This window comes from Clostridium coskatii, assembly GCF_001675205.1.
Lineage (GTDB): Bacteria > Bacillota > Clostridia > Clostridiales > Clostridiaceae > Clostridium_B > Clostridium_B ljungdahlii.
Map to the genome: position 1 here is coordinate 1 of NZ_LROR01000029.1, position 24,408 is coordinate 24,408.

Here is a 24,408-nt window from a genome sequence, read left to right on the forward strand (position 1 = left end):
TCTTGATTATCTTATGAAAAAATATTGTTCTTACTCTAATATTCATGATAAGAGTAAATATCATTTTCATGCTCTAAAACATACTACAGCAGTTCATTTAGCAGAGTCCGATATGGATATAAAAGAATTACAATGGTGGCTTGGGCATAAGTCTGTTACAAATACAGAAATATATTTTCAATTTACAACAAAACAGCAGGAAAAGATGTATTCCAAGCTTGAGGCAAAAAGTGAAATGGTTTAAAAATATATAATTGCTGCATTTTGTCGATATTTTAATTTTTAACTTACTTATTTAATTTTTTATTAAATCTAACAGCATACGTTAAATATGGCTCTCCAAAATATTCTTCTTTATCTTTTATATATCCATGTTTTTTATAAAATGAAATAGCTCTACTATTTCCCTTAAAAGCCCATATTACAATTTCTTTATAACCATATTTAAATGCCTGCTGCTCTGTAAAGCTAAGTAATTGGCTTCCAATTCCTTGATTTTGATAAGCCTCGGAAATATAAATACGCCAAACTTCAAAAGCTCCTATTTTATCGTTGTCAACTGTATCTCCAATAGATAATAGTGATGCAATATGCCCATTACATTCATAAACATAGTTTGATAATCTACCAGATAAGAAATCTGTTTTCAATCTCTTTTTCCTATTAAAACAACCATTGTCATTGAGCAATTGTTCATTTACATAGCCATCATATACAGACCTCCAATTATCATTGACAATTTTACAAACAATTTCTATATCTTCTTCCTGAAGCAAACGTATCATTTAATTTCTTTCCTTTCTAAATTGCAATTTATCTCTTTCTTGCCCTTATAATTATAATAACATGAATTTCCTTATAGTTATCTAATTTTTCTTTAAAACCATCTATCATAAATCCAAAGCTTCAAAAGATTTAACTGATTTTCTGTAAGCAGCATATGTGAGAAAAATATAAACTATTGTTCCCACTGCCAACACAATCAACTTATAAACAAGATATTGAGGGTCTTTTGTGTCCAGATAATCTCTTACAAAAGGTAGGATATGCACACTAGTTTCTGCAATTACTATGTAAACAAATATAACAGTACTTGACCATACAAAAGCAGTTCCTACCTTGTTAATGTCCTTATAATAAATTTCAAAGAAAATGTAATTAAATAAACCAAGCATTATAAGTGAAAAACCGAACAAAGCAATATTTGCATCCATACCAACTTGATTACCTGGTAATGGAAGGTTTTGACGTATAATTGCAAAAGGTATTGCTGCAATTACCTGTGCTAATTCTAAAAGAATTACAAAAGCAAATCGTGACTTTACAATATCTTTTTTAGCAATAGGAAGTGTTAGAGTATAAAAAACATCATTGTTCTCTCTGCCGTTTAAGCAAGTGAAAAATACAGCCAATCCTGTATAAAAAAACACGACGTAATAGGGATAATTAGGTATTATTAGCATAGTTGAAAGGATGATGAAAATAGGTGCTGTGGGATGCATAGAAAGAAATATTTCTTTTTTTAAAAGTTTTTTCATTACTTTTCCTCCTCCTTTTCAAGATGAACCATAATTGACTCTAAATCTGCATTTATATAATCAATACCTATATCTGAAATATCATCTGTTCTTATAAGTGCTGAAAAACCGTTTTTACTCCTTTTACAACCAATCAACTTTGGCTGCAAATTTTCGGTTAATTGATCTTTCGTAACCTGCAAAACCTTGTAGCTATCTACAAATGATTTAATATCCGAATCGGCAAGAATCATACCGTTTTTGATATATATAATGTTATCGGCACACTTATCAAGATCAGAAGTAATATGAGTTGAAAACAATATGGTAATTCCATTGTCACAAAGTTCCATAAATACATCTAACAAATCATCCCTTGAAACAGGATCAAGTCCACTCGTAGGTTCATCAAGAATAAGCAGCTCTGCATTATGTGACAACGCAAGAGTTAGCGCATATTTGACCTTCATACCCGCTGACAACTGTGCAGGTGTTTTGTTTTCATCTAACTTAAACATGTCCATATATTTAAAATAAGCAGTATCATCCCATTTATCGTAAAATGATTTGGTAATATTGGTAATCACTTTAATTTTTTTCTTTGTATAATAATCAATTCCACCTAAAACAAAGCCTACACGCTGCTTGGTCAAAAATTCACTATTTAAAAAGTTATTATCAAAAAATAAAATTTCCCCATTATCGGGATGTACAAAATTAAACAATAATTTTAATGTTGTAGATTTACCTGCTCCATTTCTACCTATAAATCCTGTAATTTTCCCTTTTTCAAGGGAAAATGATACATCTTTCAGTTCAAAAGCAGGATATTTCTTACATAGATTTTTTACTTCAAGTACACTCATTCCTTATCACCTTCTCTTTCAGAAATATCTCCGTCGAAAATTGTTTCGGTTAATTTAGTAAAAAGTGACTTTGGAGGTATAGCAATACCTTTCTTCTTATCAGCAAGAACTATAATAGTATCACCGGGTTTGATGTCAAAAATGTCTCTAGCTTCCTTTGGTATAACAAATTGACCTTTTTCACCGATTTTTACTGTCCACGCATACTTGTCTTTTGGGTGCTTCATATTATTTCCTCTTTTCATTATTAATATTGTATGATAAGTATGATTTGTATAACTAAATTATACTCAGTTATTTTAAAAAGTCAAGATTTTGAACAAAAATTGCCTCAGCTATGCTTTGGATTATGGAAACTTTTTATTCTTCTATATTCTATGAAAGTTAATATTATCATTATAATATCAAAAACAGTTAGTATTATTAGCCAACTTGAAGGATGAAGTATATATCTATAAATTTGGTAAATTATAAACAAAATCAATGACATTATAGTAAGTGGATAAGCCCAAGACCTTCTTTTCCATAGAAATATTATAAGAATTAATTTGACTATTCCATGAGAAATCAAATAGAACACCCCAAAATATTGCGTACTTATGGTAAATTTTGAACTTAATTTTATCATAAAATTTGCAATAACATCTCTTGGGTCTTCCGATAACTCATGTTGTGTTAACAAAACAACTAAATCACTTAATCTACTCGGATTTAAAAAAAGTAATAAAACCCCACCTATAATTTCTAAAAAACCATCAATAAATTTTATTAATATTCCAATTTCAAATCCTTTATGAAATATATTACTATTTGTACTAAATTTCATTAAGTTCGATATTATAATCACCTGCTCTCACTACTACTTAAACTAAATAATAAATTATAATACTTATTATTTATATATTTGCCTTATTAATTCATATTGTAAATTATCTTTTCACTTAACCTATATTATAAATAATGACATAATTCACTTATAAGTTGATTCGAAAAGGTAAAATTAATACGAAGTAAATTATTAAATGAAATATGATGTTAAAATATTTGTAAAGATTATAGGAAAGATGGGATTTTTATGTATTATTGTGCATTATGTACTATTCATGCTTGTAATAAAAAGGATTTGGATAAAGCGCCAAAAAATTGTCCAAGTCTTGATGAGAAAATGAAAAAAATTACAGAGGTCTATAAAGATGAAGAAAATTTTAAAATTGCTAAAGCATCAGCATTAGTTGTGAGTGAGGGATATGGTGAAAAGACAAGATTAGAAGAAACAATTGATTTTGCTAAAAGATGTCAGTATAAAAATATAGGAATTGCATTCTGTGTTGGCTTATCTAACGAAGCTAAGATTTTAAGTAAAGTTCTTAGTTATAATGGATTTACTGTAAATTCTGTAATTTGTAAAAATGGAGGTATATCAAAAGATTTTATTGATATAGATTCAAATGTACCAATGTGTAATCCAATAGGTCAGGCGAATTTTTTAAATGAAGCTAAAACAGATTTAAATATTATTTTGGGCTTATGTGTTGGACATGATTCTTTGTTTATAAAATATTCAGAAGCTCCAATAACTGTTTTTGCAGTAAAAGATAGGGTTTTGGCACATAATCCATTAGGCGCAATATATCAAGCAGACTCTTACTATAAAGACAAGCTATTTCCTAAAAAGAAATAACACTATCTTTATAATAAGACATCTCCTTTTATTTGGATTAGCTCTAATTCAGCATATCCTTCTTCTTCAACTTCTATATTATATTAAAGTTATTTTTATACTGATGCCTAATAAATATATTGCATCTTTCTTAGCAGTCATTATATCCATCTATTCTATTAAATTTTTATTTAAGTATTTCAACATTTTCATAAATGGTTTTCTTCTCATTAGATGAAATAACTTTATTTGTAATATATGCTATTATAATAATTACAGGTATATCGATAGCATATCGGGTAATCATAAATTTCCATCCCATTACTGATGCTTCAAATAATGATATAGGTATTTTTGTAGCAGACCATGCTCCTATAAAAATTAGCACATTGAAAAAAGCACTTCCCTTTTTCATCAAAACTGCAGCAAAAGGAAAAGAAACATATACCGGTCCAGCAGCAAATGAACCTAATAGAAAAGCAATAATCATACCTTTTAATCCTGAACCTTTTCCCATAAGTTTTATCATTGTCTCCTTTTGTACCCAAGCATCCAAAAGCCCCATCAAAATAAAGACCGGAGGCATAATAGCAAGCAGTTCCTTTAAATTATCTGCCGTTCCTTCTAACGAATTTATTCCCAATGAAGGTTTTACTAACAATAAAATTAAATTTATTATTAAAATAATACCAAAAACTCTATATCTTTTTAATATTCTTTTCATCATATTAACACTCCCATCACAAAAGCAATTGCAAAAGAAAACACAAGGGCAAGTGAATTTCTAACATATGTGGCTTTCTTACCCCAATATTTTGATTCAATAGGAATTGTAATAATTCCAACCATGACTGACGTTGATATAAGCATTGTTATTTGAGCCATGCCAGCTCCATTTTTTAATAAATTAGCTGCTAATGGAAATGTGACAAAACCAGGTATTACAGTACAAGATCCAATAAGTGCAGCTAACGCTAAACCTAATATACCAGATTGATGACCCATTATTTTTGAAATAACCTGCGGGCTTAAAATAGCAAGCATAATTCCTATAATAAACAATATGGAAAGGAATAACGGCAAGATATTTTCAAAAGACTTCCAAGCTTTTTTTAGAGCCAGTAAAGTTTTTTCGTGGCTTTTAATTAATGATACAAGTAATAAAATAAACATTAAAAAGTATAATCCCATAGTAAACATAAAATTTTTTTACCTCCTCATATAATTAGTTGTGTAAAATTAAACACTATGGTGTAATAAATATAATAGTGTATTTAGCACTATTAGCATACATCTATTTTTTGATAGTGTCAATAACATTAATATATTATTTGCAATAAGGTGTATGAAGTAATATAATGTTATTATACTATAAATAAAAAGGAGATATTTTATGGCTGGTAAAAGAAAACAATCTCGTCATCTTCCTGCATTTATTTTACTGACACTAGCTGAAGGTTCTGCATATGGTGGTGCAATATATACTTCACTTATAGAAAATATACCTGATTTTCAGTGTGACCAAGGAGCTATATACCGTACTCTTAAGCAACTTGAAGATGATGGTGCAGTAATATTTTCGTGGGATACAACTAATTCAGGACCTGCCAAAAAAATCTATACTATTACTGACACCGGATTGAATCAACTTGATGATTGGAAAAATGATATAGAAAAAAGAATTCTATATTTAAAATATTTTTTAGATAGATATAAAAATTTAAAAAAGTAGAATACTTTTGAAACTATCCATATAGTTAGTTTCTTATTGTATATTTTCGTTTTTACATATGAATGATAGTTAAGCTATAAAACTCAATGCCATGTTTTCATACATGAAATTAAATATATAGCCAATAATGGGGCTGAACGTGCAACATACACATCTTTATTTATTTTGTAAACTTCTTATTTTGTTTACTAACTAAGACCATACGATAGATATTAATCCTATCATATGGTCTCTATATACAACTACTATACTCATAAATTACCCTTATATGGTGCATACTTTTCAATACATGACACGGCTGACTATCCCATCAATTACTTAATTTTTTATAGTTAATTTATATATTAATAACATCCCCTGCACTTGCTTTTTCTAATCTATTTATTATAGAATTTCCTAAACCACTGTCTTTAGGTGCTTGCACATAAATATGACTTACATTCAATTTATCACATTCTCTAAGCAAATCAAATGTCTTTTGTGCTGCTACATTTAACGTTTTAAAACTTCCTAAGCTATACACATGCTCATAATTTCTAAAATCTTTTAAAAATTCCTGAAAACAAATTACAGCATTTTCTTCATTTGCATTTTCTTTAATCCATTTAGATGTTTTTGCATAATCTCCTTTAACCAATGTTACTGGTGCATCTGGCGCATAATGCCTATATTTCATTCCTGGAGCCTTGGGAATTTCATTTCCTTTAACACTTAATAAATTCTTTTTATATACAAGATTAGGAATTACCTTACGTATATCATCCAAGCTTATAGCCCCAGGTCTTAGAAGTACTGGATCTGGAGTCGACATGTCTATAATTGTTGACTCTAATCCAATTGAACATGGACCTCCATCCAAAATACAAGGAATTTTTCCATTTAAGTCATTATAACAATGTTCAGCACTAGTAGTTGACGGTTTCCCTGATAAATTTGCAGATGGAGCTACTAGTAGAGTTCCGCTTTCTTTAATTATAGCTCTTGCTACTTCACTTTTTGGGAATCTAACTCCCACAGTTTTCATTCCTGCACTAACTGTATCTGAAATACAATCTTTTTTATTGAAAATCAAAGTTACTGATCCCGGCCAGAAAGCATCAAATACTTTCTCTTCATCTTTATAAATATCCTTACATATATCATAAACTTGTTCTAATTTATATATGTGTACCAATAATGGATTGTCTTGTGGTCTTCCTTTAACTTTAAATATCTTTTTTACTGCATTTTCATTAAAAGCATCTGCAGCTAATCCATACACAGTTTCCGTTGGAATTGCAACAACTTCCCCCTTTTTTAGATATTCTGCACTTTTTACAATGTTCTGGTAATTAGCATTTAAATCTTTAACATATAATACTTCTGTTTCCATAGGTTTTACCACCATTTATAATTCACCTTCTATTTCTGTAATATGTGTGCTACATAATTAATTTTAACTTCATAATATTTTGCTATTTTGTATTAACTAGCATTAGTTATATGTTACACCGTATTACTCAATTTTCAAAGTATTGTTCTATGTCTTTTTCATTACAATCTTTAAATTCATAAAAAATCTCTTGACCTAAAGCTAACTTTATCCATTACAATAAATATGATATAGTAAATTTAGAATTAGAAAAAGGAAGATATAGGTGATTTCACCGCACATAATACATAAAATCAATCAATACTTTTTAAAACAGGGGTGATTATAATGAAAAAATCAAAGGTATATTTTACAGATTTTCGTACAAAACTTGGAGAAGGTCTTCCAACCAAGTTAAAAAAGCTGATTAAAAAGGCAGGTATCGAACAAATCGACATAGATAACAAGTTCGTCGCCATCAAAATGCACTTCGGCGAGCTAGGCAACTTAGGTTTTCTGCGCCCAAATTACGCAAGAGCTGTCGCCGACGTTGTTAAGGAACTCGGCGGAAAGCCATTCTTAACTGACTGTAATACCCTGTACCCTGGCAGCCGCAAGAATGCCCTTGAGCATCTGGAATGTGCATGGGAAAACGGCTTTACTCCTCTTACAGTAGGCTGTCCCGTTATCATTGGTGATGGTCTAAAGGGTACCGATGACATCATGGTACCGGTAATAGGTGGTGAATATATAAAAGAGGCAAAAATCGGTCATGCAATTATGGATGCTGACATACTTATCAGCCTCACTCACTTCAAAGGCCATGAAGCAGCCGGCTTCGGTGGTACCATCAAAAACATTGGTATGGGCTGCGGCTCTCGTGCTGGGAAAAAAGATCAACATATTAATGGTAAACCTCATATCATACAGGAGAAGTGTAAGGGGTGCCGCAGGTGCCAAAGAGAGTGCGCCAATAACGGTTTGATGTTTGATGATGTGAAAAAGAAAATGACTATCAATACAGAAAATTGTGTAGGCTGCGGACGCTGCTTAGGTGCATGTAATTTTGGCGCTATCGCATTTACAAACTGGGCAGCCAATAAGGAATTGAATTGCCGCATGGCGGAATACACCAAAGCGGTAGTAGACGGCCGCCCTTGCTTTCACATTTCCCTTGTGATAGACGTTTCACCTAACTGTGACTGCCACAGCGAAAATGATACTCCGATCCTTCCAAATCTAGGAATGTTCGCTTCCTTCGATCCGCTAGCACTGGATCAGGCCTGTGTGGATGCCTGTATGTCAGCTGCACCGCTGCCAAACAGCCAATTATCAGACAATATGTCAAAACCTAACTTTAAAGATCATCATGACCATTTTACCAACTCCACACCGGAATCGGAGTGGAGTACCTGCCTCGCCCATGCAGAAAAAATAGGTCTTGGCAGCCGTGAATATGAGTTGATTACTATCAAGTGATTCTTAGGTTCAGATGGAGTTTGCTTATAATGGTGACTTTCTCCAGCTGAACCTTATTAACAGTATTCTTAGTGTCTTTAGCACTTAGAATACGTTATCCTTTAGGGGAATCACTTATCCAGGTGCATAACAGTGCTTATCCCACACTTTGATAAAAGATGGGGGTAAGTGCCATGCCTGTATTCTTTAAACATTCTATCATTTTCAGACATTCAATGTCAGTATCATCGAATACTCGAATATTCCCATGCGTTCTATTGACAAGAGGAAGAAGCCCTTCTTTGTCATAGTAATGCAGGGTTGATATAGATATACCTAGCATCTTTGAAATATCGCCAATAGAATAGGTCATAATTACCTCTAATAAATTTCAATTCAATGTTTACCTAAAGTTAGGTTTAAGTATTAGAATATACTTATTATAAAATATAAAAAAACTTGTTCAGGGCTAAAAAATCATATAAATAAGAAAAGGAGTTAGAAAAAATATCTGACTTCTTACTCGGAAACGAAAATACCACTTATTCACCTTATTTTATCGCAAAAATCTATTTATAAATATTCTCTAGATTTTTTATGCTATCCATTTCTCTGTTTATATTTTTATAACCTTTTAACAGCCTAATATAATGATTGGCCTCCCTAACTACGTGGTCACCAAGTAGAGGATAAGCTATGGATCTAATAGTACAATTTATCAAACCTTCTGTTCCCTGTTTTTTGAAATTTCTAATTCCCACAGTAGCATTTAATGTTTTTTCACTCACCTCAGGCAACAACCCTATATTCTGTGTTAAAGCTAAAGATTCTTGAGTTAATTGATCAAATTTTTTACCATAATCATTAGCTGTATCAAATAATTTAACTTCTGTTGGATCTAATAAGCCCCGTATAAATTTTGCATGTTCTGCCATAATTCTATTCCAAAAACCTTCTTGATAAACAGCCTCTTTAACTAAATCCATTTCTTCCCGATTTTGCAATTTAACTAACATTCTTAAGTAAAATTTAGCTTCTCTTAATATATGATCTATAAGTAGCGGGTAGTTTGTAGTAAATGTTTTGCAAGTTAGGACATCATTTAATAATCTCGACTTAAATAAAGCTATCCTATTTGTTGCAGCCATTGCTCTATTATTTAACATAGCTACAGTTCTAACAAGTTCGTCACTGTCATATCTACCCTGTACTAAGTTTAATTCCATTCTTGTAACATTACTGTCAATTTTAATTGCCGAATAAAATTCAGTTTCTCTTTCTGCATTTAGCGTTAAATCTGTCACTAATTCTCCCGAGTGCGCTACTTCAGGACTGATGATTCCTTCAGAAAGTCTAATGGTCTCAATAAGTAACTGGGTAAATTCATTTTTCAACACATTTGCCTGACAAGCTAATTTGTAGTCTCTAGATGTTAATCCTGCCTCAAGAAAAATAGCATGCTCCTTCGCAATTCTCATAAAGAATAAATTTAACTCTAGAGATTGTTTAACAAATTTCATATTGGATAACATTATATATACTTCCTTTTTTACATACTCGTTTCATTTTATTCTAAAGTTATATTACATGTGCAAAAAATTTTTAACATAATTGCTCTTTACATCACATTATTAGGTATACTACTAACGGCTGTAATATCTATCTAATCACAGCCGTTACAAATTATATTTATATATCGTTTCCAATTATATTTATTATTCATTCTTGTTAAAATTTTTAATTTGCTTTGTTCTTAAATCTACTTCCATTGTATATTGAACCCTAGAAGCATTTTTAGATTCATCTGCATCCTTATTTTTATAGTAAGTTACATATATCGAACAGGTGCTATTATGCATATCAAAATCTATATTGGGTTTATATCCACTAAGTACTTCTTTCATATTTATTTTTTTATCTATTATCATTGTATATATCATCTATTTCTAGCTTGCTTTTATCATATAAAAAATCATCCTCATTAAGTTCGTAGCTTTTATTCCTGGTGCAATATTAACTTTTTTATCAATTTTTAGTGCCTGAGTATCAGTTAACTTGATTGCTTCCTTTAAGGTACTAACTTTTTTCTCTAAATATATAGTTTTATAATTATAAGTAGGTTTATGTATCTTAACTATTGCAAGTATGATAATCAATAAAATGCTTGCTAGTATCGCCACATCTTTCCTTTTCAGCCATTTATCTTCTATACTTAAAGATAAAGTTTTACTTTTAAAGCTTTCATTTACTTTTTTAAACTTCTTCTTTTTCCTTTTTATTGTTTTAAAAGATCCCGATCTAAAATCTTCATGCCTATTTGTTTTTAACATTACGACATTTTTCTCCTTAATTCTTTTTCATATATTTAATTTTTTTATAATATTCCTTCTATTTAAAAATTCTTGTCTTGCCTTTATAGCATGTACCAAACTAATTATCCAAAAGATATACCAAACTTGATAAGCTATATTTCCTTGATCAAGCAGTGTCAAAATAAAAAGTATAGCATATACTAATGCTGCATATATCAACCATTTATTTTTAAAAACAAAACCTGCGTATATAAAAAATAACCAATTAAACATAAATGCAATAAATACAAATATTATTGATAATACACCCTAATCTATAACCATAAAATAGATACTGTCAAAGTTCATAAAATAGAAAGATTTGAGTTTATCAAGACTAGAGAATAGCGAAGCTATGCAAGGTTTCAAGCGTGCCAAGAAGAAATTACTATGCATGGGATAAAACGACTGAAAGTCAAAGATCAACGGTTATATAATGCATGAGAAATATTATTTTTTGTTCCAATGTATTGTTTTTATGATATAATATATAAAACAATACATAACTTTTAGGAGGAAAAAGTGATGGTTGTGGATCCAATTAGAGATAAAAACAAGATAGACGCATTGCTCATGCATTTAAAGGATAAAAGTGAAAGGGACTGGCTGTTAGCAAAATTTCAATTAAACACTGGATTAAGGATTAGTGACGTAATTAAAGTTAGAGTACAGGATCTAATGACTTCCTATCTTAGTCTCAAGGATGATCTTATGATTCAAAAAAAGAAAATCAAATTAAATAACAGCCTTAAAAAAGCTCTAAATGCCTATATAGAGCATAATAATCTTGGACAAACTTTTTATATTTTTCAGAGCAGAAAAGGCTTAAATAAACCCATAAGTGTCACACAAGCTTACAGGATTCTAAAGTCTACAGCTGTAAGTCTGCATATAAATAATTTTGGTACTCACAGCTTAAGGAAAACATGGGGATACTGGACTTATAAGACGAACAGATACAATATCGGCCTTATTATGGATACATTTAATCATTCATCAAAAAAGATTACTCTTAGATATATTGGGATAACTCAGGAAAATAAAGATGAATTATATTCTTTAGTTCAATTTTAATTTATCCGATGACTACCTGCTCTAATATTCCCACGCACACAGCGAAAGCGACTATCACCAAATCAAAGATTTGGGATATCTGCTTGCACACAGCGAAAGCGACTATCACCAAATCGAAGATTTGGGATATCTGCTTTTCTCCAAGTGGGAATAAAGGGCACCTACGTCCCTGGATAACGCTTTCTAAGTGCTAAAGCACTAAGAATTCTGTTAATATAAGCATCAGGTGGAGTCAAAACTCCATCTGATGCCAAGAACTCTGTTTATAGCACTCGCATAATATACTAAAAATTTTATGGAGATATAGTCAAAAAAATTTTTAAAATTTACTAGGAGGACTCTTATATGAAAATAAAAAATGCTTTAGAAAAAAACACTAAACAAGCTATTGTAAACAAAATCGTTAATTATCTTGATAAAAACCCAGGAGAAAATGTAGATAAAATTTTTTCAGCTATTAAACTGCTGACAAAAGATAAATCTGCATTAGCTCAGATTGAGTTTGTTGAGAATTACTACAACAACGATAAATCCAAGCATGAATTTATCCAGGATATTTTAAAAAATACAGATACTAAATGTTTAAAGAAGTTTTTTACTAACTTTTTTGCAAATGCAAATTGGTATGCTGGTCCTAAGAGACAAAAATACATGGATGAAGAAAATACTAAGATACCATTTGTCATGCTTTTAAGTCCATCTATGAGGTGTCCACTTCACTGTAAAGGATGCTATGCTTCAAGCTACAGTAAAAAAGATGATATTCCCCCTGAAGAAGTTGATAGAATTATAGGAGAAGCAAGAGATCTTGGAATTTATTATATTATTATTCTAGGTGGCGAACCTTTCTTCAACGATTATCTTCTGGATATATATGAAAAATATGACGATGTAATGTTTACACCATTTACTAGCGGACTTTTACTCAATGAAAAAATTGCAGATAGAATCAAGAAATGTGGTAACGTAATACCTATGCTTTCAATTGAAGGATTTGAAAATGATACTGATGCTCGTAGAGGAAAAGGAACATATCAAAAAGTTTTAAGGGCTATGGACATGCTCCATGAAAGAGGTATATTATTTGGAGTATCTTCAGCAGTTACAAGAACTAATATAAACACCGTACTCAGTGATGAATTTACCGATATGTTAATTGAAAAAGGTTCGAAAATGAGCTGGTACTTTTTATTCATGCCTGTTAATGGCGAAGATGAAGATTTTAATATGATGCTTACAGCAGAACAGAGAGATTACCTTGGGAAAAGAGCTAGAGAAATAAGAGCTAATAAACCATATTTTACTTTAGACTTCTTCAATGATGCTCCATATGTAGGTGGGTGTATAGCAGGTAAATATTATTTCCATGTTAATTCAAAAGAGGATGTTGAACCTTGCATATTTTCTCACTTTTCAACAGTTAACTTAAAGGGCAGGCATTTAATTGATGCTTTTAGGGATCCTTTTTTCAAAAAGCTAAGGTCAATACAGCCTTATAATAAAAATATGTTAAGACCGTGTATGATGATAGATAACACGAATGTTATAATTAATGTATGTAAGGAGGTTGGAGCAAAGCCTGACGATTCTGGAGCAGAAAAAATGCTTCATGACAATGAATTTCATAAAAAAATAACAAAATCAGCGGAAGATTTTGTTCCATATGCAGAAAAAACATGGGATGAAGTTTTCAAGAAAAAAGGTAATGATAATTTTGCTAAAGGATAAGACAATAATAAGGAGCAAACTAAACATCTATTGGTGTCCTTTCCAGAAACAGATGGCTTTAAACTACCCGTTTCTGGAAGGACAAAAATCGATAAACCTCAGTGGTTTGGGGACAGAGTCCCCAGGTTAAGCTCCCTTATTTAAGACCTTACTAAATGTAAGATAAAATTTTTTCATATAAAAATACAAAACTGTTTAATACCATATATAAAATATCATTAAACAGTCTTAGTAATTAGATCATTAGCATGGATTATATACTTTGAATACTAATTTATTATCCTGCTTATAAGCTTTTACAAATCCACCATGAAGTTTTACTATGTTTTTAACGATCGATAAGCCTAAACCGCTGCCTTCTTTTTGTCTAGAGGAGTCCTTTTTATATAATCTTTCAAAGAAGTTTTCCATATCATCCTTTGAGATTGGATCATTAGGAATGTTTGACACTGAAAGCACTGCATAAGGAGTATTATTAAAAGTTTCCCTGCTAATATTAAACTCCACAACTGTATTTTCTTTGGAATATTTAAATGCATTACTTAAGAGATTATTCACCGCTCTTAAAAATAAGCCGGGATCTGCTTCAATATAAATAGATTCCTGGGGCAGATTAATTGAAAGCTTTAATCCCTTTTGCGTGAATTCATCTTCCTCTTCTTCAGCTATCTGTCTTGCAAGTTCATTTAACTCAAGTTTCTGTTTTTCAAGTATGATATCATTTGAAGAGAGCTTTGAGTATTCAAAAAAATCATCAAGCATGTTTTTCAAATAAATACCTTTTTTATCCATTATGTCAACGTAATTGTCAAGCTCACCTTTTGACTCATATTTGTTATTTTTAATCATATTTATATATCCAAGGATAGTAGTTAACGGAGTTCTCAAATCATGAGATATATTGGTCATGAATTCATTTCTGCTTTTCTCTTCTTTCTCAATTTTTGAAGCCATGTAGTTTATGTCTTCAGCAAGTTCACCTAATTCATTTTTGTATTTTAATGGAACGCGATTGGATAAATTGCCTTCTGCAATATTCCTAACTGTTGATTTTATTTTAGATATATAGGAAATACGCTTCCATATGAGCAAGAAAAAAGTAATTGCAAAAGTTACAATCCATAGTATACCTACACTGTTTTCAGTGTCTAATTTTCCATAACCTATATATATATAATATAGATAATATCCATCTTTTAAGTAATCACATCTAGTTATTTTAAATATGTTATCTCTACTAGTATCTAAAAATTTAAATGTATTTTTACCGTCTGCAATTTCATGAATATCTATATTTTTAATTTCTCTATTATTTGCAGCTATTACCCTTCCATCTTTTTTTACCACAAAAATATAACATGACATATTAAATTCTCTATCCATATATTTTTGTAGTTTGCTGGAATTATTAATATCCATGTTTTTTAAATCATCTTCAATCCTAGAAACTATATGTCTATGTATATATATAGGAGTGTCTTTAGAATTGTTCAAAAATGAGCCTAAAATATATTCCTTTAAAAAAACTACAAGCATAAATGATATAAGTCCAGAAACAATTGCACAAAAAACTAGTTCACTCCTAAGTTTAAATATTCTTTTTAATTTTAAAGTTACAGAAAATAGTATTATAACAATAATAAGTTCAAATATCGTTCTCAATTTTATAACCAACTCCCCAGATAGTTTTTATATATTTGCCCTTCTTAATGTTATCACCTAGCTTGTTCCTAAGATTTTTAACATGCATGGTTACAGTATTGTCGTTTTCCATAAATGTATCTTTCCAAAGCATTTCATAAAGCATTTTGGTTGAGTACACCCTACCTTTATTTGATGCCAATGTGTATAAAATTTGATATTCTTTGGGAGTTAATACTATTTCTAAGTTGCCTTTTTTTACTGTATGTTCTAAAGTATTGATTTCAATATCCTTAACATTGAGTATATGATTTTTCACTGCATGATTAACATTACTCCTCCTGAGTATAGCCATGACTCTTAATGAAAGTTCCGTAAAATCGAAGGGCTTTACTATATAATCATCACAGCCATCTATAAATCCCTTTATTTTGTCTATTTGCTGGTCTTTTGCAGTGAGCAGTATAACAGGTATGCTTGAAAATTCTCGGAGCTTGATGAGCATTGTATAACCATCCATTTTAGGCATCATAACATCTAGAAGTATTAAAGAAATCGGTTTTGATTTTACAATCTGAAGTCCGTCTTCTCCATTACAGGCAGCTTGCATGATATAACCTTCTTTAGAAAAATAATTTACAAGCATTTCTCTTATATCTTTGTCATCATCTATTATCAATATATTTTCTTTCATAACCATCACCCAATTTAAAATTATATCACTTTTTATTTATGGTATATTAGAAAATCAACTAGTCAAAGTCCTTTTTTTCAAAAGAGTAGATGCTTAAAAATGTAGTAATACAAATCCATCCCAGACATACCATGAAAGCAAAAAATACATTTATACTACTTGTAAGTTGTATGGAAATATCTCCGTTTAAGGTACCCATATTATCAATCATATATGGAATAGGCAAAAATTTTACAAATGTTCCATACTTGGCCGATACAAGATATCTACCCATGAATCCTAACATGTACCAGATTGTAGCACCTCCAATCAATGTAAAGCTTGCAATTGATGAAATAAGTGAATTTCTACAAATGGTTGATATAAAAAGTATTACTGATACAATGGCTGCTGAAATAACTATTGCAATTAATATCAAACTAATAACTGCAGTCCAGAGGGGAATTATTGACCTGCTTCCACTTACATATTTCATTTGTGAGGTTACTGAAGTCAATGGCAGTGATTTATCTAAAACATATTTTGCACCTACATCAAAAGGTAATCTACAATCTGAAAAACCTAAATGAATTCCAGCTTCTACAATAAATATTATTGCACTTATTATTATAGTGCCTGTACTTAAAGCTATTGAAACAATGAATTTGGATATTATAATCTTTTTTCTTGAAATAGGCTTGGTAATTAAAGCCTTAATTGTATTAGGTGAATATTCTCCAGATACCATGTCAGATAATAGTACAATAGTAATAAGCAGAAAAAGTGGTATAAAATCCATTAAAGTTTCAATAGCTGCGTACATTCCCTTTGGTGTCAGTTCGCTTTTTTCTATATTGTATTTTTTTTCATATTTTAATTGAAGCAACTTGTATTCATTTTTAGGATTATTTTCTTTTTCTAATTTTTGAATTTGATCGTCTAACTTTAATTTATCATAGCTATTTATTTGATCTAACTCTTCTTCTATGTCCTTTATTTCTTTTTCAGTTTCTAATATATCTCTAGAAAAATCTGCTTTTTTTATTTCACTGTCAGCTTTATCTCTACCACTCTTCTAAATATTAAGAAGGGCCTTATCTCCTTGAAGCTGTCCTTCCAAAGTTTTTGTCTTTGATACATTTATTACACCAAATGCTGCTGTAATAATAAGAATAACAATAAGTAAAAGCCTCTTTTTAATTATAAATCTTTTAAATTCCTGCCATATATATTTACTCATCACTATCTTCCCCCATCATCTTTATAAATTTATCTTCTAAATTTTGCTTTACTTCAAAGAAACCTTCTACATTTATTCCAGCCTCATGTAATCTCTTTAATATATCAAAAATATCATGTAATTTAGTATTTATTAAAATTGAAATACCATCCTTTTCTACCTTTAATAATTTTACATCAAGTATATTTTGAATAATTTCTGATGATTTTTCTGGAAAATTAGTTTTTATAAACATATTTTTTTCACTGCTAACTTTTGCGTTATCACCTATTTCCTGAATATTAATAATTTTTCCGTCATCTATAAATACAATTTTTGTACATATATTTTCTATTTCACTTAAGATATGTGAAGATATAAAAACACTTACTCCTTTTTCTTTAGCTAAAGTGTTTATAGTATTTTTAAGTTTAAAAACTCCCATTGGATCTAGCCCATTTGTAGGCTCATCTAGTATTAGTAATGATATATTTCCCATTAGTGCTTCTGCAAGTCCCAGCCTTTGTTTCATACCTAGAGAATACTTTTTTACTTTCTCATCAATTTTTTCACCTAAATTAGATGATTTTACAGCATCTTCTATTTGATCTTCTGTTACATCTTTAAGTACGCTTGATATATAATTTAGGTTTTGTCTTCCAGTCATATATTCATACATTACAGGTGTTTCCACTACTGCTCCAATATTTTTTAAAGCTTCTTCTCTTTCAGTTTTAAGATTCCTTCCACAGATTATAACTTCACCTTCATCGGGAAATAGCATGCTTGTTATAATCTTAATCAAAGTAGTCTTGCCTGCACCATTTCTGCCTACAAAGCCACATATTTCACCTTTATTTATGGAAAAATTAACATCAGTTAATACCTGCTTTTTACCTCTCTTTTTAGAAATGTTTTTTAATTCTAAAACTTTCTCCGCCACTTTCATCATCCTCTTTTAATAGATTTTATTTGCTACCAATATTTACAATTATAAAAGGCAAAAATATATTAAAAGTGTATTAAAAATAAAGAAAAAATAAATTTATTACAAAAGGGCCATACCTAAATATGGATATTAGTCAATTAATTTATGTCTTATTATTGGATTATTTGTTAGGTAATTTTTTGATACTTTCTCACTATTTTTTTAAAAAAATAAGGCCTGCCGTCATAAGCAGGTCTTGGTTCTAATTCAACTTTCTCAGTTTCAATTTCTCTTTAAATTCTCTTTTTACTCATAAAATTACCCTTCTAAATTTAATTTTTTAAGATACTTTAAAGATTCCAACTGGTCATTCGGGTAACCTTCCAAAATAAAAGCACCTTTATAATTAATGCTATTCAAAAATTTAATTTCTTCATCCCATTTAATTGAACCCAAATCTCTATTTCCAATTGGCCAGTGGATATCAGCTAATTGGTCGTTATCATGCGCGTGTATACTTCCCAGCCTATAATAAAACTTGCGAAGTATGTCAATGCCATTCTCATCTAAATTTCCATGTCCATAATCATAGCAAAGCTTTAACATTGAGGAGTCAATACTTTCAAATATTTTTTGAAAATCACTTAACCTATCTCCAATTTTACAAAAATCACTATTTCTTTGTTCTGAATATAAATTTTCTATATGAATTTCTATATTGTTACGTACCCCTAAGTCTGTAATTTTATATAGCACTGGTATTAATTTTCTTACTACTTCATCGTGCTGTTTTCGTTTTCCAGCATCAATGCCATAACCACAATGAAAGTTTACAAAGACTGCTTCTATGTTATTAGCGAAATCAATAGTTTTATGGGCTAGTTCTATCCATGTATTCCTTACTACTTCTACTGATTCAGCGAAGTTGAACGGATAAGCATGAATACTAATTTCAATACCCGGGTTTTCAATTTTATACTTACTTACCATATTGTATATATCATTGCTAATCATATCAAGATTTGCTGGTAATGCAATTTGTATATGTTGAATATTATACTCTTTAAATGTTTCCTTGATTAAATGAAGTTTTTTAAATGAAGCATTAATACCAATTTTCAACCTTATCCCCCTAAAAATATTCCGCAGTAAAATAATTTCTAATTATGCTTATTTGATTATGTCACTCTTGTATTAACAATTAAATTTTCTTGCTAAGTCTTTTATTAAGTTCCCAAAATGCTACTTTATGTCATTATAATTTACTAGACCTCTAGTTTTTTTAATTTCACTTTTTGCTGGAACTTTTTCATGATTTTACCCCTTCAACTAATCACTTCTATAGAAATTTACTATCACTCTAATTACAAAGAACAATTTTGTTTAACTGATCCGTATTATAAGTAAATTGCGACACATTAGTAAATGTACCTGTGGAATCCACCTTATATTGGGCAGTCCAAAATTCATTTTCTCCTTTATAAGTGTAGTTATGTTTAATTACGTCTTTATTTGAACAACCTGCAACCATAAACAACATTATAGTGGTTAAAATTATGGCTATTTTTCTCACACTATAGCCCCCACTCTTTTTTATAATTAATGAATAATATCTTGACACTATGAAAAATTATTTTCATAACCTTAAGCTATTGAATTGTATTATTTTCTTCTACATTGATCCCAGCTAATTTCATTAAATACATTGCATTTCTTGTAGTTGAAATTCCAACTTTCAATTTGTAGTCAAAATAAATCATACTATCTCTATAATATTCAGAGAAATGATAATTTTTAACTTTTGAGTTTTTATGGTTTGCCATTTCACCTAACTCTAAATCATGGGTAGATATAAATCCCAGGTTTCCAGTTCTACTTAATTGCCTTACTAAAATCATAGCTCCAGTATGCCTGTCTTTTGAATTAGTTCCTTTAAAAATTTCATCTAATAAAAATAATACTTTTTTCCCTTCTTTTGAAGCTTTAACAATATTTTTGATTTTTAATATTTCTGCATAAAAAGAAGATATATTTTGTCCTAGATTATCATCTATTCTCATGCAACTATATATATCCATAATAGTGCAGCAAAATCCATTTGCACATACAGGAGCTCCAGCGTATGCTAATACAATGTTAATTCCTACGGTTCTCATAAATGTACTCTTTCCAGACATGTTTGAACCTGTTATAAGCATAACTGGATATGGTTCTTCTATTTTTAAGTCATTATATACTCGATTTTCTCCTAAAAGAGGATGTCCCATATTTTTCGCTATAATTCTTGACGATCCAGTTATAATTTTAGGCATACTCCAATATGGATTATCATGTTTAATAACTGCAATACTACATAATGCCTCTAATTCTGCTATTATATTAATCCACTTTTTAAAATCATTTCCTGATTTTATCTTCCATCTTTCAATAGAAATAGTCCAGTGATATTCTATCATGAGAATCGGATTTAAAATAGAATATATCATATTACGTCTATTAGCTATAGATTTACAAATTTTAGAAAAAGTATCTATTTGTTTAGATGCACTTAATTCATCTTTGCTATAAAGTTCTTTGCATAAATTCATAATATACCTTGACTTAAATTTATACTTTTCTATAAGTCTAAGCATATTTCTATATACTTTTATGCTATCATTATATTTCTCAGCAATAATTAAATTTTTCATTCTATCTTCTCTTTTTATTCTTAAGAGAATGAATTGAATCAATATAAAAATAACAGGAATATAATTAGGAATTAGCATACCTAAAACTATAGAATTAAATAAAAAAGGCTTTTTTAATATATACATTCTTACTAAAACTATAAGTCCTAGTATGAAAACAACAAATCTTAGTCTACTTATAGTATCTATACATTTTTGTTGCTTTTTAAGTAATAGATTATATTTACTTTTTCCTTTTTCATATTTTTTTAGTGCTGGCACCATTTTATTTTCCTCTATTTCCCAGAAGTTTTTTAATTTGATAAACAAATGTTTTAAATTTAAATATGAGTATATATCGCAACAATAGGATCATCCATGTAACCATAGAGTAGAAATCAAAAAAGTAGTGCTGTCTTTTTAGTTGATGAATAGTACAAGAACTTTACGAATTAATATAAGTTATTATTTTTTCTATATTTTTCTTATTTGTATAATCTACTGGTTTATCATATATAGAAAGCATGCCTATTTCATCAGACGATAAATCTTCCTGCTTTTTATTTTTTATTTTCCATTTCAATAGTGTCATAAGAAATTTGTCAAAAATGTTTAGTTTACTATAATTAAATCCACCTCTTAAATAAAAAAACTCGATAGACTTTTGTTGATCTGTAGTAAAGTTTTTATTCCTAACTTCAGTTATCACTTCATCTCTTGAAGGTGACGCCCCTGTGGCAAAAACTACAATCTTTTTATTTTTTAATTTATTAAGGTTTTTTGTAATTAAATTTATGCCAATAATACCTACTGCATACAAACTCCCACCATAGATTATGGTGTCATATTTAGCCAGCATATTAATATTAACATTTGCTGCATCAAAAATATCTGCTGACAATTCTTTTGAAATCCACTCTGCATATTTCTTTGTAAAACCTGTTTTTGATTTATATATTACTACTGTTTTCATACTTATATCGATTCCTTTCTTAAGACAGCAAATATCATGAATGAAAACATTTCTTTTAATCCTTACCTCAATATATATACTCAATAATTTGCCATTGTAATTTAATTCATATAAAAATTGTACCATATTTTTTGTCATTCATGCTGATACACTCCTTTTATATTTTTAAATTTGTGTATAATATTATAATATCCAAATCACAAAAAATTGATGAACAATAAATTACTCTTGCGTCACAAGATAAGAAAATTGCGTACTAAATTATACATTAATCATTACTTATGATATTATGATATGCTTTATCTACTTGTTTTTACCATATAAGTAGCAAGTGATAAGCCCGCTTACTTCCTTTCTTATTATACTCACTTTATTAAAACTAAATAGTTATATAGATACAATATTTATTGATGCTAGTTTGCTACTACTTGATTCTTCTTTAGTTTATTATTAAAAATAATATATAGTATTACTCCAGTTAAAAAGGTAATTATTTCTGTAATGGTCATAGACCATATAACACCATGCAATCCAAAGAAATTATTCAATACTATTATCACAGGAATAAAAAGAATTCCTTGTGTAATTGACATAATTGTTGATGGTGTTCCTTGACCTGATGCTTGAAAAATTCCTATAAATAATGTTGTAAATCCATTGAAGAATGCGGAAATAAGCATGGCAGCCATGATATAAACTCCAACACTTAATACTGCTGCATCATTAGAAAACAGATGAATAATTACATTTCTAAAAATATAGACTAAAGTAACAACCCCGCCTGATAATCCCAAAATCCATAAAGCTGATTGTTTTATACTGTCTTTTAATCTCTTAAAGTTTTCATTAGAAAAATTATATGCAATCAAAGGAACAATTCCTAGCGCCAGCCCCATTGCAAGAAATTCTGGTACTTGTACAATTCTCAAAGCAATCCCAAAACTAGCTACTACACTTTCTCCATATCTAATTGAATAATTATTCAAAAGAAGAGTTGTAATAATTAGAAAACCAGCTAGGAACAATTCAGAAACCCCAATTTTGTATATCTCTATTTTATCTTTAAGAGAAATATTAAAATTCTTAATAAATCCTTTTAAATTGTCACTTTTTGTTTCCAAGTAGTAAACATAGTATAAAGATGAAGCTATATTAGCTAAAATCATTGATAATGCTACCCCTACAACATTAAATTTAAATAATAGTATAAATAATGGGTCAAAGATAAGACTAAAAATTGTACTTACAACCATTCCGTACATTGATTCTTTTGATGCTCCTTCTGCTCTCACAACTTGCTCCAATGCAAAGTTCATTACAATTGCAAAACCACCAATAAACATAGTTAAAGAATAACTTTTTGTATAATTAATAATAGCAGAAGTATCTGCACCCATAATCTTAACAATAGGAGTAAGTGCTATTGTTAAGATTATTCCAAGCAAAATTCCTATTATGATACTACTATAAAAAGTATATCCTGCTATCTTCTTAGCTTTCTCTATATTTTGTTTTGCAACAAGACGAGTTATAAATGTTCCGCCTCCAGCTCCTAACATATTTCCAAAAGCCATCAATATAGTGAAGATTGGTAGTCCTAAAGTAACAGCAGTTAACATATCTGTATTGTTTAATAGTCCAATAAAAAAAGCATTAATAACATTATATATTGTACCTACTGACATACCAATCATCATAGGAATAGATAAATGTGCAATTGCCTTAGTAATTGGTGCATTTTCTAAATAATATTCGTTTGACAATTTTTGTTTCATAATTTCATCCTCCACAATAAGTATTCTTAGAATTCATATTCTTAGAATTCTAAGTTTTTAGGTATAAGTTATTATATTAATAACTTATAAATTTCTATCTACTTTCAATAGCAAAGCTAACAACGTCCCTTTTTCTTGATCCGTCAAGCTTTCAATAATATTTTCCTCTGTCTCAACCACTGATTTGTTAAAATCTTCTATTAATTCAGCACCTTTAGGCAATACATATATATATTTTTGTCTCTCATTCTCTTTAGGAATTCTTCTTTCTATATATCCCTTTTTCTCTAACCCTTGAAGCATACTTGTAATGCTTGCTTCTGTACGTTGAAATGCTCGTGCTAAATCTTTTTGAATAATACCACTGTCTTGATGCTCATAAATATAACCTATCATGCGTCCTTGTTGAGAATTTAATCCTAACTTTTTTACCTTTTCATCAGAACTGAGTTTCATTTTTATGGCAATACTTCTTATTAATTGTGAATATGGTGTTTGTATAGAGTATCTAGAATTAGTCATTCAAATTCCTCCTAAAATTCTACTAGAATTCTAACTATTTATAGTCTAACAATTAGAATTCAAAGTGTCAATATTTATTTTATATTTATAATATTTCTTTCATTAATTATATAAAAATTTTTTACTAAAATAAGAAACAAAGAAAATCTTAATTTCAGTAAAATTTTTTACATTAAATGTGCCATACCCTTCATATGATTATTTAGAGTCATGATCATATGTTGTTTAAAGCCTTTTTCATAAAATATGTTTTCATCAGCTTTTAATATCT

General features: G+C 29.5%; 27 protein-coding genes and 1 pseudogene. 6 read left to right on the plus strand and 22 right to left on the minus strand.

The genetic code is table 11. From position 1 onward, the window contains the following. A partial coding sequence (locus CLCOS_RS03035) for a site-specific integrase (RefSeq protein WP_153042902.1) occupies nucleotides 1-244 on the plus strand: 244 nt, incomplete at its 5' end. A gap of 43 nt (nucleotides 245-287) precedes the next feature. Here CLCOS_RS03035 and CLCOS_RS03040 read toward each other — a convergent pair. The 5 genes from CLCOS_RS03040 to CLCOS_RS03060 all read right to left on the minus strand — a co-directional run bounded on the left by CLCOS_RS03040 (nucleotide 288) and on the right by CLCOS_RS03060 (nucleotide 3,209). Then, nucleotides 288-785, minus strand: a complete 498-nt coding sequence (locus tag CLCOS_RS03040) for a GNAT family N-acetyltransferase (RefSeq protein WP_063601918.1) — start codon at nucleotides 783-785, stop codon at nucleotides 288-290. Between the two features lie 105 nt (nucleotides 786-890). Beyond that, nucleotides 891-1,538 (minus strand): ABC-2 transporter permease, encoded by a 648-nt coding sequence (locus tag CLCOS_RS03045; RefSeq protein WP_063601919.1) that lies wholly within the window; start codon nucleotides 1,536-1,538, stop codon nucleotides 891-893. Continuing rightward, nucleotides 1,538-2,383, minus strand: a complete 846-nt coding sequence (locus CLCOS_RS03050; RefSeq protein WP_063601920.1) for an ABC transporter ATP-binding protein — start codon at nucleotides 2,381-2,383, stop codon at nucleotides 1,538-1,540. Before CLCOS_RS03050 ends, CLCOS_RS03045 begins: the two co-directional genes overlap by 1 nt. Then, complete coding sequence (locus tag CLCOS_RS03055) at nucleotides 2,380-2,610, minus strand: AbrB/MazE/SpoVT family DNA-binding domain-containing protein (RefSeq protein WP_013239335.1); 231 nt, start codon at nucleotides 2,608-2,610, stop codon at nucleotides 2,380-2,382. The genes CLCOS_RS03050 and CLCOS_RS03055 overlap by 4 nt, the downstream gene beginning before the upstream one ends. A 104-nt stretch (nucleotides 2,611-2,714) precedes the next feature. Continuing rightward, nucleotides 2,715-3,209: a DUF2127 domain-containing protein gene (locus CLCOS_RS03060; RefSeq protein ID WP_063601921.1), complete on the minus strand. Its 495-nt coding sequence runs from the start codon at nucleotides 3,207-3,209 to the stop codon at nucleotides 2,715-2,717. Between the two features lie 249 nt (nucleotides 3,210-3,458). Between CLCOS_RS03060 and CLCOS_RS03065 the strand changes: the two genes are divergently transcribed. Continuing rightward, nucleotides 3,459-4,064, plus strand: a complete 606-nt coding sequence (locus CLCOS_RS03065; protein WP_063601922.1) for a DUF1847 domain-containing protein — start codon at nucleotides 3,459-3,461, stop codon at nucleotides 4,062-4,064. Nucleotides 4,065-4,230: 166 nt separating this feature from the next. Here the strand turns inward: CLCOS_RS03065 and CLCOS_RS03070 are convergent, their stop codons facing one another. After that, nucleotides 4,231-4,770: a permease gene (locus CLCOS_RS03070; protein ID WP_063601923.1), complete on the minus strand. Its 540-nt coding sequence runs from the start codon at nucleotides 4,768-4,770 to the stop codon at nucleotides 4,231-4,233. After that, nucleotides 4,767-5,243, minus strand: a complete 477-nt coding sequence (locus CLCOS_RS03075; protein WP_063601924.1) for a permease — start codon at nucleotides 5,241-5,243, stop codon at nucleotides 4,767-4,769. Before CLCOS_RS03075 ends, CLCOS_RS03070 begins: the two co-directional genes overlap by 4 nt. 193 nt (nucleotides 5,244-5,436) lie before the next feature. Between CLCOS_RS03075 and CLCOS_RS03080 the strand changes: the two genes are divergently transcribed. Continuing rightward, nucleotides 5,437-5,775 (plus strand): PadR family transcriptional regulator, encoded by a 339-nt coding sequence (locus CLCOS_RS03080; RefSeq protein ID WP_013239342.1) that lies wholly within the window; start codon nucleotides 5,437-5,439, stop codon nucleotides 5,773-5,775. 337 nt (nucleotides 5,776-6,112) lie between these two features. On the opposite strand, the gene CLCOS_RS03085 is transcribed toward CLCOS_RS03080, so the two are convergent. Further along, nucleotides 6,113-7,147, minus strand: coding sequence for an L-threonylcarbamoyladenylate synthase (locus CLCOS_RS03085; RefSeq protein ID WP_063601958.1), 1,035 nt, complete (start codon nucleotides 7,145-7,147; stop codon nucleotides 6,113-6,115). Nucleotides 7,148-7,474: 327 nt separating this feature from the next. Here CLCOS_RS03085 and CLCOS_RS03090 point away from each other — a divergent pair, with 327 nt between their 5' ends. Beyond that, nucleotides 7,475-8,605 carry a DUF362 domain-containing protein gene (locus tag CLCOS_RS03090; RefSeq protein ID WP_063601925.1) on the plus strand — a complete coding sequence of 377 codons (1,131 nt, stop codon included), beginning with the start codon at nucleotides 7,475-7,477 and terminating at the stop codon, nucleotides 8,603-8,605. 136 nt (nucleotides 8,606-8,741) lie between these two features. Here the strand turns inward: CLCOS_RS03090 and CLCOS_RS03095 are convergent, their stop codons facing one another. From CLCOS_RS03095 to CLCOS_RS22715, 4 genes are all read right to left on the minus strand, one after another. Beyond that, a complete protein-coding gene (locus tag CLCOS_RS03095; protein WP_275507156.1) occupies nucleotides 8,742-8,957 on the minus strand; it encodes a MerR family transcriptional regulator in 216 nt (71 codons plus the stop codon). Between the two features lie 196 nt (nucleotides 8,958-9,153). Continuing rightward, nucleotides 9,154-10,116 (minus strand): DUF2935 domain-containing protein, encoded by a 963-nt coding sequence (locus tag CLCOS_RS03100; protein WP_063601926.1) that lies wholly within the window; start codon nucleotides 10,114-10,116, stop codon nucleotides 9,154-9,156. A gap of 183 nt (nucleotides 10,117-10,299) precedes the next feature. Then, nucleotides 10,300-10,512: a hypothetical protein gene (locus CLCOS_RS22710; protein ID WP_013239347.1), complete on the minus strand. Its 213-nt coding sequence runs from the start codon at nucleotides 10,510-10,512 to the stop codon at nucleotides 10,300-10,302. A gap of 18 nt (nucleotides 10,513-10,530) precedes the next feature. Beyond that, nucleotides 10,531-10,914, minus strand: coding sequence for a hypothetical protein (locus CLCOS_RS22715; RefSeq protein ID WP_242866975.1), 384 nt, complete (start codon nucleotides 10,912-10,914; stop codon nucleotides 10,531-10,533). Between the two features lie 546 nt (nucleotides 10,915-11,460). On the opposite strand from CLCOS_RS22715, the gene CLCOS_RS03115 reads away from it, so the two are divergent. Both CLCOS_RS03115 and CLCOS_RS03120 read left to right on the plus strand, forming a co-directional pair. Further along, on the plus strand, nucleotides 11,461-12,009 hold the full coding sequence (locus CLCOS_RS03115; RefSeq protein WP_063601928.1) for a tyrosine-type recombinase/integrase: 549 nt from the start codon (nucleotides 11,461-11,463) through the stop codon (nucleotides 12,007-12,009). Between the two features lie 345 nt (nucleotides 12,010-12,354). Beyond that, nucleotides 12,355-13,737, plus strand: a complete 1,383-nt coding sequence (locus tag CLCOS_RS03120) for a radical SAM protein (protein ID WP_063601929.1) — start codon at nucleotides 12,355-12,357, stop codon at nucleotides 13,735-13,737. Between the two features lie 243 nt (nucleotides 13,738-13,980). On the opposite strand, the gene CLCOS_RS03125 is transcribed toward CLCOS_RS03120, so the two are convergent. The 10 genes and pseudogenes from CLCOS_RS03125 to CLCOS_RS03170 form a co-directional block, all read right to left on the minus strand. Then, on the minus strand, nucleotides 13,981-15,399 hold the full coding sequence (locus tag CLCOS_RS03125) for a HAMP domain-containing sensor histidine kinase (RefSeq protein WP_192847928.1): 1,419 nt from the start codon (nucleotides 15,397-15,399) through the stop codon (nucleotides 13,981-13,983). Beyond that, a complete protein-coding gene (locus tag CLCOS_RS03130; protein ID WP_063601930.1) occupies nucleotides 15,383-16,072 on the minus strand; it encodes a response regulator transcription factor in 690 nt (229 codons plus the stop codon). Before CLCOS_RS03130 ends, CLCOS_RS03125 begins: the two co-directional genes overlap by 17 nt. A gap of 58 nt (nucleotides 16,073-16,130) precedes the next feature. Continuing rightward, nucleotides 16,131-17,291 (minus strand): annotated as a pseudogene (locus tag CLCOS_RS03135) (ABC transporter permease). After that, nucleotides 17,284-18,219 (minus strand): ABC transporter ATP-binding protein, encoded by a 936-nt coding sequence (locus tag CLCOS_RS03140; RefSeq protein WP_063601931.1) that lies wholly within the window; start codon nucleotides 18,217-18,219, stop codon nucleotides 17,284-17,286. Before CLCOS_RS03140 ends, CLCOS_RS03135 begins: the two are co-directional and overlap by 8 nt. Nucleotides 18,220-18,516: 297 nt before the next feature. Beyond that, nucleotides 18,517-19,320: a sugar phosphate isomerase/epimerase family protein gene (locus tag CLCOS_RS03145; protein ID WP_063601932.1), complete on the minus strand. Its 804-nt coding sequence runs from the start codon at nucleotides 19,318-19,320 to the stop codon at nucleotides 18,517-18,519. Nucleotides 19,321-19,558: 238 nt separating this feature from the next. Then, nucleotides 19,559-19,771, minus strand: a complete 213-nt coding sequence (locus tag CLCOS_RS03150; RefSeq protein WP_082853583.1) for a hypothetical protein — start codon at nucleotides 19,769-19,771, stop codon at nucleotides 19,559-19,561. A 76-nt stretch (nucleotides 19,772-19,847) separates the two neighbouring features. Further along, complete coding sequence (locus CLCOS_RS03155) at nucleotides 19,848-21,152, minus strand: MutS-related protein (protein WP_063601933.1); 1,305 nt, start codon at nucleotides 21,150-21,152, stop codon at nucleotides 19,848-19,850. A 160-nt stretch (nucleotides 21,153-21,312) separates the two neighbouring features. After that, nucleotides 21,313-21,840, minus strand: coding sequence for a flavodoxin domain-containing protein (locus tag CLCOS_RS03160; protein ID WP_063601961.1), 528 nt, complete (start codon nucleotides 21,838-21,840; stop codon nucleotides 21,313-21,315). 413 nt (nucleotides 21,841-22,253) lie between these two features. Next, a complete protein-coding gene (locus CLCOS_RS03165) occupies nucleotides 22,254-23,615 on the minus strand; it encodes an MATE family efflux transporter (protein WP_063601934.1) in 1,362 nt (453 codons plus the stop codon). An 84-nt stretch (nucleotides 23,616-23,699) separates the two neighbouring features. After that, a complete protein-coding gene (locus tag CLCOS_RS03170; RefSeq protein WP_063556119.1) occupies nucleotides 23,700-24,137 on the minus strand; it encodes a MarR family winged helix-turn-helix transcriptional regulator in 438 nt (145 codons plus the stop codon). Nucleotides 24,138-24,408: the final 271 nt, after the last annotated feature.